Below are 15,635 nucleotides of genomic sequence, written 5' to 3' on the forward strand. Positions count from 1 at the left end.
TCGGTACTCCGGGGGGTATGTTAACTGATTCTGTAAAATTTTAACCGGCAGCCCTGGGGCCAGCCCAGAGACGGCGTAACCATTGCGCTAGGTCATCCATATAGCAATACACCACCGGCACCACCACCAGCGTCAATAACGAGGAGGTGATCACGCCGCCAATGACGGCTTGGCCCATGGGCGCTCGCATCTCGGATCCTTCCGTTAGGGCCATTGCCAGCGGCAACATGCCAAAGATCATGGCCAATGTGGTCATCAAAATCGGTCGCAGTCGCACTTTGGCGGCCAGTAGCAAGGCCTCATGGCGCTCCACACCGTCCTCGCGCGCACGAATGGCGAAGTCCACCAGCAAAATCGCATTCTTGGTGACCAGTCCCATCAACATCACCACCCCAATGACGGAGAACAGTGACAGGGTGGAGTTGAACATCATCAAGGCCAGCACCACCCCGATCAATGTCAATGGCAGCGCGGTCATGAGCGCCAACGGTTGCAGAAGGCTCTTGAACTGGCTGGCCAGAATCATGTAAATGAACACCACCGCCAGCACCAAAGCCGAGACGGCATAGCCAAAGGCTTCGGCCATGTCTTTGGTGGATCCGCTGAACTTGTAGCTGTAGCCCGGCGGCATGGCGATGCTGTCCATGGCGGTTTTGATGTCTTTGGAGACTTCGCCCGAAGACCTGCCGGACACGTTGCCGCTGATGGCGACCTCGCGAGTCAGGTCGCGCCGGTTGATCTGGTTCGGGCCGGTTGACGCGCGGACATCGGCGACCTGGCTCAATCGCACCACACGGGCGCTGCCGTCGGCATTGCTGCCCACGGGAAAGGGCAGGTTCTGCAGGTCTTGTGGGGTGTCTCGGTGATCAGCAGCCAGGCGCACATTTACATCGTAGGTCTGGTCGTCTGGTGCGCGCCAGTTGCCCACCGTCTGGCCGGCCACCAGGGTACGCAGCGAGGCGCCAATTTGGGCCATGCTCAACCCCAAATCCGAGGCCACATCACGTTTCACCTCAATGTCCAACGTCGGTTTGTTGGGTTTGACGGACGAGTCCAGGTCCACCAGGCCCGCCACATCACGAATCTGGTTGAGCGCAGTTTTGGTCAAGCGCTCCAGCTCAGCCGTGTCCGGGCCCTGAATGGAGAACAAAATCTGCTTTTGCCCGCCCATGGGGTCCAACAAGCCCACGTGGGTCACCGTGATGCCCGCCACTTGGCGCAGTCGGTCTCGAAGCACGACCGACATGGCGTCTACGCTGCGGCTTCGGGCTTTGCGTTCGACCAGGCGGATGTAGATGTTGGCGTAAATCTTTCCTTGCGCCGTACCGGTGTTGATGGTCGTCAATGTGTAGTTGACTTCAGGGAACTCCCGCAGAATGGCTTCCACCTCGCGCGCCTTGGCCTCGGTGACCTCTAGCGAGGACCCCACGGGCGTGTTGAAGCTCAGCGACGTCTCAGAGAAGTCAGACTTGGGCACAAACTCGGTGCCCAGCAGCGGCACCATGAAAAGGCTGGTGACAAAAATGGCGAAGGCCATGGCAACCGTGGTCAGTCGATGGGCCAGCGACCAGCGAAGAATGCCCTGGTACAGATCTGCCAGCGAATCGGTGGCGTGATCAAACCATCCGGTCACGCGACCAATGGTTTTGTCATACAGACTGACGGGCACCCAGGGCTTGCCGTCCGGGCCCAAGCCCTTGCGGTCGTGGTCTTCAATACTTGGGTCATGCCAAATAGAGGACAGCATGGGGTCCAGCGTGAAGCTGACAAACATCGAGATCAGTACGGCCGCGACGATGGTGATACCGAACTCGTGAAAGAACTTGCCGATGATGCCGCCCATGAAGCCAATCGGCAAAAAAACCGCCACGATCGACAGGGTGGTGGCCAACACCGCCAAACCGATTTCCTGCGTGCCTTCCAGCGAAGCCTGGTAAACCCCTTTGCCCATTTGCACGTGGCGCACGATGTTTTCACGCACCACGATGGCGTCGTCAATCAGTAGGCCCACACACAGGCTGAGCGCCATCATGGTGATCATGTTGATGGTGAAGCCGAACAGGTTCATGAATAGAAAAGTGCCAATCAAGGCAATCGGCAGCGTTAGCCCGGTGATCACCGTGGAGCGCCACGAATTGAGGAACAAGAACACGATCAGCACCGTCAACAGCGCACCTTCGATGAGTGTTTGGCGCACGTTGGACACGGACACCCGAATCTGGCGGGACCCATCCGTGATCTGTTCAAGTCGAACCCCTGACGGGAGTTGTTGTTTGATCTCGGCCAAAGTACTAATCAAGCCATCGACCACGGCAATGGTGTTGTCGTCTTGCGCTTTTTGGACATTGAGCAGAAGCGTGCGCTGGCCGTTGTACAGCGCCAGGCTCTCCACTTCAGGGGCGCCATCCACCACGCGAGCCACTTGCTCGACCCGAATTGGCGCGCCGCCTTTGCGACTGATGATGATGCGACCAAAGTCCTCCGGGCGTTGCATGCGTCCGGCAATCTGGATCACACGTTCCTGCTCTTTCGAGCGGATCGCTCCGACGGGCAGGTCCTGATTTTCATTGCGCACGGCAGTCACCACCTGATCGGGGCTGATGCCATACGACTCCAGCGCCTGCGGGTTCAGGAAGATGTTGATCTCCCGTTTGGTGCCGCCCACCAAGGTTACTGAGCCGACGCCGCGCACGTTCTCCAGCCGTTTTTTAAGGGTTTGCTCCGCCCAGTTGCTCAACTCGACCGGCGTCATGGGCTGGCCAATGCGGGTGTCGTTGTCGGGCAAGACGGCCACGGACCAGATCGCACGTGAGGCTGGGTCAAAGCGCATGACACGAGGCTCTTTGACCTCGGTGCGCAGCGTGGGCCGCAGGGCGGCAATTTTCTCCCGCACGTCTTCTGCCGCTTTTCGGCCATCAATGTGCAGACCGAACTCGATGATGACGACCGACTGGCCTTCGTAGCTTCGTGAGGTGAGGGCGTTGATGCCGGCAATGGCGTTCACGCCTTCTTCAATCTTTTTGGAAACCTCGCTCTCCACAATCTGGGGTGAGGCGCCGGGGTATTCGGCCGTGACCACCACGACGGGAAAATCAACGTTCGGGAACTGATCCACTTTCAGGCGTTGCAGTGAAAACAATCCCAACACGACCAAGGCCAGCATGACCATGGTGGCAAAAACCGGGTTTTTCAGGCTGACACGGGTGAACCACATGATTTACTTCGCGCCCGCTGCCAGAGTCACCGGCGTGCCTTCACGCAGGGCACCAACTGCCCCACGGATGACGACAGCGCCCGGCGAGACGCCTGCAATTTCAACCATCGCCTGGCCCTGAAACTCGCCCCGTTGGCCCAACGTGACGGGTTGGTGGGCCACCTGGTTGGTCACCACCAGTTGCACATAAGGTTGGGGCTTGTCAGTGCGAACGGCGTTGAGCGCCAGGGCCAAGGCCGTGGTTTGCCCGGTGACCAAGGTGCCTTGCGCAAACAATCCTTGGCGCAGGTTGGCCGTGGGCGCCAGCGCCAGGTAGGCCAGTACCGCACGGCTGCCGGCGGCGGCACTGGGGTTGATTCGCACCACGCGAGCTGATGTGGTGTCAGCGGCACCTTCAATGCGAAGCTGCGCGGTCTGCCCCACTTTGACGGCCATGGCGTCGGCGGCATTCAGCGGCGCCTCGAGCTCCAACGCGCTCAGGTCCACTATTTCAATGATCCGTGCGTCAATGGACAGGCGCTCACCGGGCTGCGCCAGGCGCTGGGCAACCTGGCCGGCGATGGGCGCGCGCAAGACGGTGTCACCCTGGGACTTGGTGGCGACGTCGACCGCCGCTTGCGCCGCCTGAAAGTTGGCTTGGGCCCCAGCGAGGGTGGTGGCAGACGACTCCAGGGCAGTTTTTGAAATAAAGCCCTGCGAGACCAAGGAGTTGTTGTTGTCAAAGCTGCGTTGTGCCAAGTTGACTTGTGCCTTGGCCGACTCCGCTTGCTGCTGTGCCTGGCGCACGCGGGCCTGACTTTCGGTGGGGTCGATGCGGGCAATGATCTGACCTGCCTTGACGAAGTCTCCCTCTCTCACCGTTAACCCCTGCAACTCACCTGCAATGCGGGCCTTCACCATGGCCGAGTTGACAGCCCTCAAAGGCCCTGAAATGGCCAGGCCCTGGCTCAATTCAAGCGAGGCGGCCTGCACCAAGTCGTCCGGATTGAGTACCACCGGAACCCGTGTTTTTTGCGCGGTCTGCTGGGCTTGTAAAGCGGCCTTCTGCGCTTGGCGTGAGGAAAGTGTTCGCACGGCGCCTGCCACCAGCAAGGCAGCAACCAGGCCGATAACGACCCATTTGACTCGAAGTTTCATCAGGTAATAGGAGGAGTGGGGGAAATTGAGGGAAGGCGCATGCACATGCCCTTGAGGATGGTTTCAACCTGGACGGCCAGATAGTCTTCTGGCACCAATTGCGCATTGGCATCACAACATGCGCCCAGTGAGTGCTTCCACATTGCTAGAAACATCATGGGGGCCAATATGACGTAAACCCCATATTGCATGTCCATGGGGGCAAACTCGCCGCTGTCCACGCCACGCTGCAGCACCCGCGCGATCAATCGGTTGCCAGGCTCTATGACCTCTTGCTGGTAGAAAACCGCTAGCTCCGGAAAGTTGCCGGACTCACTCATCATGAGCTTGGAGATGCCGGAGGCTTTGGTGGCGCCCAGTCGCTCCCACCAGGACGTCATGCAAAAGCGGAGCAAATCGGCAGCGCTGCCCTGGAATTCGTCCATTTCCTTGGACCACTCGGTGAATCGGACGGAAATATTCTCTCGGACCACTGCCTTGAACAACTCTTCCTTGCTGGAAAAGTACAAAAACAAGGTGCCCTTCGATACGCCCGCGCGTTTGGCCACCTCTTCGGCGCGGGTGGCCGCAAATCCTTTTTCAACAAACAGGTCAAGTGCGGCGTCCAGCAATTCACCGGGGCGTGCTTCCTTGCGCCGCTCGCGCTTGCCCTGCGCTTTGGTTTTGGATTTGCAAATAAGGTTAGAAAAAATCATGCAGTTAATGACTGTTGGGTTATTAGTGTATCGATGACTTCAAAGCGCTGTCAATTGATCGTGAACAAGAATTTCGCAGTCATGGCATCTATTGCTGCTCAAACGGAGAAGCCGGACGCTCGTAACCCGGTCGTATTTGTCAACAAGGTTTTTGGTTTATCCTCAGGTTTGCATGGATTCAGGTTCTTCACATCCGGCTTCCTTGCGGCAGCTTAGCTTGACGCTAGTGATCGGTCTTGTTACCGCGACTACTTTCATCGTGGCCGCCTGTTTTGTTGCGTTCAGCTTGTTTCCGATGGCAAGGCAGATTGCGCAAGACCATTTTGATCACGCCCGGATTCGAGTTGAATCCGATTTGAATGCCGCTTTCGAACCCCCGGTGGCACTGCTCGAAATGAGTCAACTTTGGTTGGCTGGTGAAGCGCCTGATCTGGCGTCACCGGTGGCTTTCAATCGTTTGTTTCAGCCCGTGTTGGAAAAATCGCCCCAAATTACATCGGTGGTGGCGGGAACCTCCACGGGGCAGGGTTGGTTGCTGCTGCAGCAAACGGATGGGACCTGGCGCAACCGGATGACGGATGTGCCGCGCTGGGGTCATCGACACCTGTTAATTGACCGCCGCGCCGACGGTAGTTTGTCACGTGAGTGGCGCGAGCAAGACTACGACCCGCGTCGACGCCCCTGGTTTCAGCCCCGTCGTGGCTGGCGCCACGACGGGGCTCATGGGTTGGACCGCACCCTACGTGTTCTTCACGACGGGTGACCCGGGTATCACGGCTTCGCTGGGCATGCCGCTGGTGGATGGCCGCAGTTTGGTGATTGGCCTGGACCTGAAACTCAGTGATCTGTCCTACAGCACGCTGAATGCCAAGGTGGGAAAAACCGGCATGGCGCTGGTGATGACTGACGACGAGCGCGTACTCGCATTACCGGCCCGACCGGCAGGTGTTGACGATGCCACATGGAAGGCACTCATCCTTAAACCCGTGTCTGAGTTGTCATTGGTCCCCGTGAATGCGGCGCTGGCGGCGTGGCGATCTCATGGGCGGAATACGTCAGGTGTATTTGAGTTTGCTTCAGGCGCGCAGGCGTGGCTCGTGACCATTCAGCCCTATCAACTGGGGGCACAGCGGTTTTGGGTGCTCACACTGGCACCAGAAACTGATTTTTCGCCCAATTGGCGACCGATTCTGACCGCGCTGGCGGTTGCACTCTTGTTGTTGCTGGGTGTCACGGCCTGGGTCGTGAAAACTCAAATCAAGCGCTTGACGCTTCCATTGGAGGCCTTGGCGGCAGCGAACAACAAAATAGGGCAGCTGGACTTTCAAGAGGCCGCCCCGGTGGAGAGCAATGTGCTGGAGATCGGGCAACTTGCCAAGGCACACTCGATGATGCGGGAGATCTTGCGTGGCAATCAGACCATGCTGGCCGAGCAGGCGAAGGAGTTGCGTCGACAAAACGATGTCTTGAATGTGATCGTGAACTACTTCCCGGGCGGCGTCACGATGGTGGACGAAGAGATGCGCGTCATTGTGCGCAACGCCAAGTTCCAGCAGTTGCAGGCCTTGCCGGACCATGTGTTGGCTGGGAGAGTTGTTCTATTTGAAGACATCATCCGTCACAACGTCTTGCGGGGCGACTACGGCCCGGGTGACCCTGAACAACTGTTGGCAGATCGAATGGTCTTGACTCGCAGTGGCGAGCCCTATCTCATTGAGCGAGAGTTCACCAATGGGCGGGTGCTGGAGATTCGCGGCTTGCCATTGCCCGGCGGCGGATTTTTGTCCAGCTATGTTGACGTCACAGAGCGCAAGGCCATAGAGGAAAAGCTGCGTCTGGCCGCCAGTGTTTTCACGCACACCAGCGAGGCCATCACGATCACCGAAGCAGACGGAACCATCATTGATGTGAATGAAGCGTTCACCCGGATCACCGGCTATAGCCGGGAAGAAGCCCTGGGCCAGCGCACCAGCCTGCTGAATTCGGGCCGCCACAACAGGGCCTTCTACACCGCGATGTGGCGCGACTTGCTTGATCAAGGCCATTGGCACGGCGAGATCTGGAACCGGCACAAACATGGCGAGCCCTATGCGGTCATGCTGACGATCAATGCGGTGCGTGGCAACCATGGTGGCGTCGAACAATATGTGGCCCTGTTCTCTGACATCACGGCACTCAAGCAGCATCAGGCTCAGTTGGAGCACATTGCCCACTATGACGCGCTGACCAACCTGCCCAACCGGGTGTTGCTGGCCGACCGTTTGCACCAAGGTCTGGCACAGGCCCAGCGCCGGGGGCAATTGCTGGCGGTGGCGTATCTTGATCTGGACGGCTTCAAGGCCATCAACGATGTCCATGGCCATGATGTGGGCGATCAGGTTCTCGTGGTGCTGTCCGAACTGATGCGGCAGACCTTGCGTGAGGGTGACACTTTGGCTCGCCTGGGTGGCGACGAGTTTGTGGCGGTGCTGGTGGACTTGGCCGACGTGGCCGCCTGCGAACCCATGTTGACCCGGTTGTTGGCCGCTGCTGCGCAGCCGGTTGCGGTGGCGGACGGTACGGTACAAGTTTCAGCCAGTCTGGGCGTGACGTTTTATCCGCAAATGGGAGAGGTCGATGCGGATCAGTTGCTGCGACAGGCCGATCAGGCCATGTACCAGGCGAAATTGGCAGGGCGCAATCGCTACTTTGCCTTCGATGCCGATGAGGACCGCAGTGTGCGGGGGCACCACGATAGCCTGGACCGCATTGGGCGTGCGATTGCAGACGGCGAGTTGGTTCTTCACTATCAGCCCAAGGTGAACCTTCGCACCGGACAGATCATTGGCGTGGAAGCGTTGGTTCGGTGGCAGCACCCGGAAAAAGGGCTGTTGGCGCCGGCCTTGTTTCTACCGCTCATCGAGGACCACCCTCTGGCGATCGATTTGGGGGAGTGGGTGATTCGCACGGCGTTGGCACAAGTGGCGAGCTGGCAACGGGCCGGGTTGCACCTGCCCGTGAGCGTCAACATTGGGGCCCGCCAGTTGCAGCAGCCCAATTTCTCGGAAAGACTCCAGGCCTTGCTATGGGCCTGTCCATCGGTTGTGCCGGGTGACTTGGAGCTGGAGGTGCTGGAAACCAGTGCATTGGAGGATGTGGCGCTGGTGTCCCACGTGATTGAGGCCTGTCGGGCCATTGGTGTCAAGTTTGCCCTGGATGATTTTGGCACCGGGTATTCGTCATTGACGTACCTCAAGCGCCTGCCCGTCACCCTGCTCAAGATCGATCAGAGTTTTGTGCGTGACATGCTTGACGACCCGGATGATCTGGCCATTTTGCAGGGCGTGATTGGTCTGGCCAGTGCGTTCCGGCGGGAGGTCATTGCCGAAGGGGTGGAGACCGTGGCGCATGGTGTGATGCTGCTTCAATTGGGTTGTGAGTTGGCGCAGGGCTATGGAATTGCCCGGCCCATGGCGGCGGAAAACGTTCCGGCCTGGTGTGCCGCGTGGCGCCCCGACGCGGCGTGGCTGAATCGGCCTCCAGTGGGGCGAGAGGCCTTGCCGTTATTGTTCGTCAGGGCCGAACTGCGGGCTTGGGTGATTGGCGTCGAGGCTTACCTGAGAGGCGCGCGCATGACCCCCCCGCCGATGGATGTGCATCAATGCCAATTGGGTCAATGGATTGATACCGGTGGGCGTCAGCGATATGGCGTGCATCAGCGTTTTCAGCGGATTGATGCCATGCACCAGGAACTACACCAACTCTCCCGAGAGCTGGTGGGGAGCCTGGACCGGGCTCACGCTTTGAACCGCCTACCCGCCCTGTACGCACTGCGCAATGGCCTGCAAACCGAGCTAAACGCCCTGATGCAGGATTTGCAGTCGCTACCATGATTGACTATTGGTTTGCCGGGGGAACTTTCATCAAAGTGTCGTATCCTACCGGTCCACTGGAGAGCCTGCGTCGTTCGCTTTCGTTCGACCCTTTCTGCCTCTCTTGCCTCATTTTGATTTCACATGTCTCTTTCTTCATTTAATCGCCGTCAATTGCTGGCGTTCAGTGCAACTGCACTTTCTCTTCCCGCTGTGGCCTTGGCGCCGCGTCCGGGCCGTCTGGTGGTCGTTGGCGGGGCCGAAGATCGCCTGAAAGACAAAATTATCCTGCGCCGATTTCTGTCACTTTGTGGCGGGGAAAACGCGAATATATTGGTGCTGACCGCAGCCAGTTCTGATCAACCAGCGGCATGGCGTGGATACGACCAGGTGTTTCGGGAAATGGGCGCGACCCAAACAACCCACCTGCCCATTTACACCCAGGAAGATGCAAACTCGGCCGACACCGTCAACCGGATTTTGAGTGCTGATGGCATTTTCATGAGCGGTGGAGATCAGCGCCGTTTGATGGAGCGACTTTCGAATACCGAGGCAGAACGGGCCATGCACACCGCCTTTCACCTGCGTCGCTGCTGCATTGGCGGCACGAGTGCCGGTGCGGCTGTGATGTCACACATCATGTTGGCCGAGGGGGGCACGCCAGTGTTGCCCAAAAAAGATGCCGCGGTATTGGAGGAAGGGCTGGGCTTTGTTCCGAACGCGATCATCGATCAACACTTCTCAGAGCGCCGCCGTCTGGGCCGGTTAATGTCGGTGCTGGCCCAGCGCCCGGACCTGTTGGGGGTGGGTATTGATGAAGACACCGCCCTGATCATTGAGCGCGGCACCGGCGTCGAGGTTGTCGGCAAAGGGGTGGTCACATTGATCGATGGCCGGCGCATGCGTTCGAATTTTGGCGCGGCCGCTGCGAGCGAACATCTGGAGATGCTGGGAGTTACCCTGCATGTGCTGCCTGCGGGCAACCGCTACAGCAGCGTTGTGGACGAAACCAGCGGGAGCAGCCGCCTACCTAGGTCATTGCGCAGCGCCATTGCTGAACTGGTGGCGCCCGGGCCCATTCGCGGTTGATGGTGAATTTTCTTGGTATTTTTTGAAAGATGATTTTGATGAAAATAGTGCTTTCTCTCCTTATCATTGTTGCGCAAGCAGCTACTGTTTCGATAGCGGCCACCGAGCACGGTGACAAGGAACGGGAGGTCGATATCGCCCGTCATCAAGCCATGGCCAGCGCACACAACAACGCGGCCAAGTGTCTGGCTTCGGGTGAAAAAGAAAATGTGTGCGAACAGGCCCTTCAAGCCGCCTGTCGCGGCTTGGCTATTGGAAAAACCTGCGGCATGAAACACGCCCACTGACGGGGCGAGCCAGTGCCACCACCCTGTGATCTCGCCCAATAGGTGGCGAACCCGCCGGTGATCGGCCAGTTCTTGATCCAGGTCACGGTGGCCTGATCGCTTGGGGATGATAGTGCAGAGGTCAGCGCATGAAGCGCTGCTGTAATCCAATACAAGCAAGGGGGTTCTTATGAAAGCGTTGTCCGACCTGTTTTCCACGGACTATGGCCTGATGACGGTGGCAGGTCTCACGTTCATGATTGGTATGGGCGTTTGGTTCGTCCGTTATTTCATGCGCAAGATTGACGAAGATGCGAAAGCGGCTGGCTTGCCAGACCGGTGAAAAAGAGGTGCCTGCGACAATTTGCGCCTCTAAAGCCTTTAAAAGGGCGGCGGTTTTGATGCCGCGGCTAGACTAAAAGATTGTGTCAATTTCAACTTTTCTAGGGGAATGATTTGTTAAATAGCGATCTTGCGACCGAATTCAACAGCCTGCTGCCAGGCCAAACCACTTCAGAGGGCCCTTCCCGGAGAACGGCCCTTAAAACCGCACTGGGCGTTGGGTATGCGGCTGCCGCGATGCCTATCGTCGCGCAAACCGCCATCAACACTCCAAGTGATGGCCTGAACGTCGGCGAAGTTAATTTCGAAGTCAATGGCTTCAAAGTACCGATGTATTTCGCGGCCCCGGCGGGCAAGAAAAATCTGCCCGTGGTGCTGGTGATCCAGGAGATTTTTGGCGTGCACGCCCACATTGCAGATGTCTGCCGGCGTTTTGCCAAGGCTGGCTATTTGGCGATTGCGCCAGAGTTGTACGCCCGTCAAGGTGACCCTAGCCAATATGGCGAGATTAGCAAATTGATGTCCGAAGTCGTGGCCAAAGTGCCAGATGCGCAGGTCATGGCTGATCTGGACGGCGCGGTTCAATGGGCGGGTGCCCATGGTGGCAACTTGGCCAAGGTGGCAATTACCGGGTTTTGCTGGGGCGGGCGGATCACCTGGCTGTACGCGGCTCACGGCCCCGTGAAGGCAGGTGTGGCGTGGTATGGGCGTTTAGTCGGCGCTGCATCCCCTTTGACGCCCAAGCACCCTGTAGAGCTGGCGGGCCAATTGAAGGCGCCCGTGCTGGGGCTCTATGGTGGTGAGGACGGAGGCATTCCGCTGACGACCGTGAACCAAATGAAAGAAGCACTGGTTGAAGCGGGCGTAAAGGGTAACAAAGCTGCCAAAGGCAGCGAGTTTGTGGTTTACCGTGATGCACCGCACGCCTTTAATGCCGATTACCGGGCCAGTTACCGCAAGGACGCCGCCGAAGATGGGTTCAAGCGAGCCTTGGCGTGGTTCAAGTCGAACGGCGTGATGTGATCCTGTATTGATCAAAATAACAAGGCCGCCGTCGGGCGGCCTTGTTATTTGTGAGTCGGCCCATCAATTGCCAGATTCCTGCCTCACAATCATGGGCTTGAAAATTGAGGCGTCAACCGTGCTTTCTCTCCCATCCACTCATCGGTATCTGCTATGGTTTTAGTCGCAATTTTGACCGGCACCCTGCTGGCCGGTATTGGCAGCGTTTGGCTGGCTGCCTTGTTGGGGTTTGGGGTGCTGGCCAAGTACACGCAGCACATGCTGAGCATGGCGGCCGGTGCCTTGCTGGCCACCGCTTTCATGCACCTTCTGCCCGAGGCCTTCGAAAGCCAGTCCGGTGCAGACGACTTGTTTCTGACCTTGCTCATCGGCTTGGTTTTCTTTTTTCTGCTCGATAAGGCCGAGTTGTGGCACCACGGCCATGAGCACCACCACGGGGATGTGGTGGATGCCCACGCTTCACATGATCATGCACATGGCCACGGGCATTCTCATGTTCCCAAGGCCGGCAGCTGGGCGGTGTTGACGGGCGACAGCGTGCATTGTTTTGGTGACGGAGTCCTTATTGCGTCCGCCTTTATGGCGGACATGCGCCTGGGTGTCATCGCGTCATTGGCGGTGTTGGCCCACGAAGTTCCTCACCACATGGGGGATTTGATGGTGCTGAGAACGGGCACCAACAACAAGAAAATGGCCTTGGTCAAAGTCTCACTCGCCGGCGCCGTGACCGCGCTGGGTGGTTTGCTTGGCTATTGGCTGGTGGACCAGTTGCATGACTATCTGCCCTACTTTTTGGTCATTGCCAGCAGCAGCTTTGTCTATGTGGCCCTGGCCGACTTGATTCCCCAGCTGCAAAAGCGATTAAGCGCCCGAGAAACCGCCGCCCAAATTGTCTGGCTGATGACGGGGATTGGCCTGGTGACTGTGGTCAGCCGGCTGGCGCACTAAGCCCCGGTCCTGGCGGGCCTAGCCCTTGGCGACAGGGCGGCTCGGGTCGCTGCACCATTCGCTCCAGCTGCCTGCATACAGCGCGGTTTTACCCAAGCCGGCTACCTCCATGGCGATGATGTTGGGCACGGCGCTGACCCCACTGCCGCAGTGATGCACCACTGTTGCAGGGTCGCGACCGTCCAGCAGGGTCTCAAACTCGGCACGCAAGTCAGATGCGGATTTGAATGTGCCGTCTGCATTGAAGTTGAGCGAGAAAGGCCGATTTAGCGCACCCGGAATGTGACCGGCCACGGGGTCCAGCGGCTCGACCTCGCCTCGGTACCGCGGCGCGCCCCGAGCGTCGATCAAGGTCTGAGTCGATTTTTGTAGATTGACTGCTATCGTATTGGTAGTTGCTAGCGCAGTATTTTCGGGGGCCAGAGGCATATTTTCGTTGAATTTGATTGCCGTCAAGTCCAGCTCGGTCGCGCTGTCGGTAGGGCCGCCTAGCGCTTGCCAGGCTTGCAGGCCGCCGTCCAGTACGGCCACTTTGTCATGGCCCATCCATTTCAGCATCCACCACAAGCGGCCGCAGTAATTGACACCTTGGCGGTCATACACAACCACTTGCAGGGCGGGGGTTAGTCCAATGTGATCGAGCCACGCCGCAAATGTGGCCCGTGAGGGCAGGGGGTGACGACCACCGGATGCAGCGTCGGAGGCAGATTTGGCGGCGCTGAGGTGGCGATCCAGGTCCGCCCGCACAGCACCGGGAATGTGGGCCTGCAGGTACTGCAGGTCCCCCGCACCGGCTTGCATTAGCTCAAAGCTGCAGTCAAACACCATTGGCGGCTGGGCGCTGCCGAACAAGGTTTGAAGTTGATGTGCGGAGATCAGGGTGGTGTACATCGCCAGCTTTCAGTTGAAGGGAAATAGATCAGGGGTCTTGGGCCGGGGCCGTCAAAGCCATGCGAGAGCGCAGCACGGTCGCAACCAGCCCGCTGCTCACGATCAGCGCAATGCCCGCCCAGCCCACCAGCGCAATCTGGTCGCCAAACAAGATCAAACCATAGATGGCGGCAAACACAATGCCGGAGTACTGCAGGTTGGCCACCAGCATGGTGGGACCACGACTGTAGGCGCGCGTCATGCACCATTGGCCCAGAGAGGCGAGCACGCCAATGGGCACCAACCAGGCAGCGGCCTGCCAAGTGACTTGCGCCCAGGGCGTAAATCCGTCAATCAAGGTGGACGCCAGACCGACCGCGGCGGTGCAAAGCGCAAAGTAAAACACGGTGCGTGCCTCGGGCTCGCCCAGCTTCCCCAAGGCGGTGACCTGCAGATAAGCCAAGGCCGCGCCCATGCCAGACAGCAGGCCGACCAAGCCGGCAAACAATTGGTTTTGGTCCAGCGTGGGGCGCAAGATCATGATCACCCCCGCAAAGCTGGCCAGCACGCTGGCAAGCAAGGGCCCCTGGCGCTCCGGGTGGCCGTACAAGACAGCGCCACCAACGATGAAGGCGGCCACCCAGACGCCACTCATGTAATTGAGGGTCATGGCGGTGGCCAGTGGCAGGTGGGCAATGGCGTAAAACCAGGCACTCAAAGACAGAACGCCAATCAGTGCGCGCCAGGCATGCATCATGGGGACGGTGGTGGCCAGCGTGGTGCCACGGGCTCTCAGTACAAAGCCCATGAAGATCACACTGACGATGCCACGGTAAAAGACGAGCTCAAAGGTGCTAAAGCTACCTGAAGCCACCTTGATGCCTACTGCCATGGTGGCAAAAAAGAAGGCGGCCAACACCATCCAGAGTGCTTGCATGCTGTGTTAACTCCGCATCTGTCGGCGGTACCAGTCGTGAAAGTGCTGCATGCCGTCTTCCATGGGGCTTTGGTAGGGTCCGACTTCGTTGTCACCCCGCGCCAGCAGGGCTTTCCGGCCAGCATCCATGCGTTCACCGATCTCGTCGTCTTCGATGCAGGTTTCCATGTAAGCCGCTTGCTGGGCCTCCACAAATTCACGCTCAAAAGCGGCGATGTCTTCCGGGTAGTAGAACTCGACCATGTTCATGGTCTTGTTCGGCCCCATGGGGTGCAGGGTGGACACGGTCAGCACATGCGGGTACCACTCCACCATGATGTGGGGGTAGTAGGTGAGCCAGATCGCACCTTGCTTGGGGGGCTCGCCGCCCCGGTAGTCACTCAAGGCGTTTTGCCAGCGCTGATAGACCGGACTGCCTGCCGGGCCGCTCTGATCTGCCGCACCGACGGTTTGCACCGAATAGTGGTCTTTGAATTCCCAGCGCAGGTCGTCGCAGGAAACGAAACCACCCAGACCCGGGTGAAAGGGCCCGACGTGATAGTCCTCCAGATAAACCTCAATAAAGGTTTTCCAGTTGTAGTTGCACTCGTGCATCTCGACCTTGTCCAGCACGAAGCCAGTGAAGTCGAGGTCGGCGCGTGGGCCCATATCCGCCAGATCGGCGTCAATGTCGCGGCCGTTGTTTTCAAACAGCAGCCCGTTCCATTCACGCAACGGATAGTTGTTCAGGTTCAGACACGGATCGTTGGCAAAGTGCGGCGCGCCAATCAGCGTGCCTACCGGATTGGGTCCACTGCCGCTGTAGGTCCAGCGGTGCAGCGGGCACACGATGTTGCCACCGGCCGTGCCGGCGCCGGTGTGGTTCACTGAGCCACGTCCGCGCAACATCAGCGCCTGACGGTGGCGGCAGACGTTAGAGATGAGCTCAATCCCCCCAGGGGTGCGCACCAGCGCTCGCCCTTCACCTTCTTGCGGCAGGGCGGCGTAATCGCCCACATTTGGCACACTGAGGGCATGCCCCACATAGCGTGGCCCGAGCTCAAAGAGGGTGGCCATCTCGCGCTTGTAAAGCGCCTCGTCAAAATAACTTGAAACGGGAAGCTGGGTCGTGGCGTTGACTAACTTCGCCGGATGCCGCATGGATATTACGTTTGCGAGCATGTCGTCACTCTCTGCAGAGTGGTTTTTGCACAGATGTTGCACAACTCGGTCCTTCTAGGATGCAAAAAACCCCTCAGTGAGGGGCTTGAAGGGCAGCTACCT

Annotated in this window: 13 protein-coding genes; 7 read left to right on the plus strand and 6 right to left on the minus strand. The window is 58.7% G+C overall.

Going from position 1 to position 15,635, the window contains the following annotated elements:
- Nucleotides 1–40 precede the first annotated feature (40 nt).
- Genes J8G15_RS00290 through J8G15_RS00300 form a run of 3 tightly spaced genes read right to left on the minus strand, consistent with a single transcriptional unit; the run spans nt 41 to nt 5,046 of the window.
- Nucleotides 41–3,214: an efflux RND transporter permease subunit gene (locus tag J8G15_RS00290; RefSeq protein WP_210545125.1), complete on the minus strand. Its 3,174-nt coding sequence runs from the start codon at nt 3,212–3,214 to the stop codon at nt 41–43.
- 3 nt (nt 3,215–3,217) lie between these two features.
- On the minus strand, nt 3,218–4,351 hold the full coding sequence (locus tag J8G15_RS00295) for an efflux RND transporter periplasmic adaptor subunit (RefSeq protein WP_210545128.1): 1,134 nt from the start codon (nt 4,349–4,351) through the stop codon (nt 3,218–3,220).
- Entirely contained in the window at nt 4,351–5,046 is a 696-nt protein-coding gene (locus tag J8G15_RS00300; protein ID WP_210545130.1) for a TetR/AcrR family transcriptional regulator, read from the minus strand. The genes J8G15_RS00295 and J8G15_RS00300 overlap by 1 nt, the downstream gene beginning before the upstream one ends.
- Before the next feature lie 217 nt (nt 5,047–5,263).
- On the opposite strand from J8G15_RS00300, the gene J8G15_RS00305 reads away from it, so the two are divergent.
- The 7 genes from J8G15_RS00305 to J8G15_RS00335 all read left to right on the plus strand — a co-directional run bounded on the left by J8G15_RS00305 (nt 5,264) and on the right by J8G15_RS00335 (nt 12,565).
- On the plus strand, nt 5,264–5,809 hold the full coding sequence (locus tag J8G15_RS00305) for a hypothetical protein (protein WP_210545132.1): 546 nt from the start codon (nt 5,264–5,266) through the stop codon (nt 5,807–5,809).
- The gene (locus J8G15_RS00310) at nt 5,769–8,918 is read left to right on the plus strand and encodes an EAL domain-containing protein (protein WP_210545133.1); all 3,150 of its coding nucleotides are present in this window, start codon (nt 5,769–5,771) and stop codon (nt 8,916–8,918) included. The genes J8G15_RS00305 and J8G15_RS00310 overlap by 41 nt, the downstream gene beginning before the upstream one ends.
- A gap of 123 nt (nt 8,919–9,041) precedes the next feature.
- Nucleotides 9,042–9,986 carry a cyanophycinase gene (locus J8G15_RS00315; protein WP_210545135.1) on the plus strand — a complete coding sequence of 315 codons (945 nt, stop codon included), beginning with the start codon at nt 9,042–9,044 and terminating at the stop codon, nt 9,984–9,986.
- Between the two features lie 38 nt (nt 9,987–10,024).
- On the plus strand, nt 10,025–10,273 hold the full coding sequence (locus J8G15_RS00320; protein ID WP_210545136.1) for a hypothetical protein: 249 nt from the start codon (nt 10,025–10,027) through the stop codon (nt 10,271–10,273).
- 169 nt (nt 10,274–10,442) lie between these two features.
- Nucleotides 10,443–10,595 carry a DUF3149 domain-containing protein gene (locus J8G15_RS00325; RefSeq protein WP_210545138.1) on the plus strand — a complete coding sequence of 51 codons (153 nt, stop codon included), beginning with the start codon at nt 10,443–10,445 and terminating at the stop codon, nt 10,593–10,595.
- 113 nt (nt 10,596–10,708) lie between these two features.
- Nucleotides 10,709–11,617, plus strand: a complete 909-nt coding sequence (locus J8G15_RS00330) for a dienelactone hydrolase family protein (RefSeq protein ID WP_210545139.1) — start codon at nt 10,709–10,711, stop codon at nt 11,615–11,617.
- Nucleotides 11,618–11,770: 153 nt separating this feature from the next.
- A complete protein-coding gene (locus J8G15_RS00335) occupies nt 11,771–12,565 on the plus strand; it encodes a ZIP family metal transporter (RefSeq protein WP_210545141.1) in 795 nt (264 codons plus the stop codon).
- An 18-nt stretch (nt 12,566–12,583) separates the two neighbouring features.
- Here J8G15_RS00335 and J8G15_RS00340 read toward each other — a convergent pair whose 3' ends face one another.
- The 3 genes from J8G15_RS00340 to J8G15_RS00350 are packed head-to-tail and all read right to left on the minus strand — an operon-like array spanning nt 12,584 to nt 15,533.
- Nucleotides 12,584–13,456, minus strand: a complete 873-nt coding sequence (locus J8G15_RS00340) for a sulfurtransferase (protein ID WP_210545143.1) — start codon at nt 13,454–13,456, stop codon at nt 12,584–12,586.
- A gap of 28 nt (nt 13,457–13,484) precedes the next feature.
- A complete protein-coding gene (locus J8G15_RS00345; RefSeq protein ID WP_210545145.1) occupies nt 13,485–14,372 on the minus strand; it encodes a DMT family transporter in 888 nt (295 codons plus the stop codon).
- Between the two features lie 6 nt (nt 14,373–14,378).
- Entirely contained in the window at nt 14,379–15,533 is a 1,155-nt protein-coding gene (locus tag J8G15_RS00350; protein ID WP_304621850.1) for an aromatic ring-hydroxylating dioxygenase subunit alpha, read from the minus strand.
- Between the last annotated feature and the right edge of the window lie 102 nt (nt 15,534–15,635).

Source organism: Rhodoferax sp. PAMC 29310 (assembly GCF_017948265.1).
GTDB lineage: Bacteria > Pseudomonadota > Gammaproteobacteria > Burkholderiales > Burkholderiaceae_C > Rhodoferax.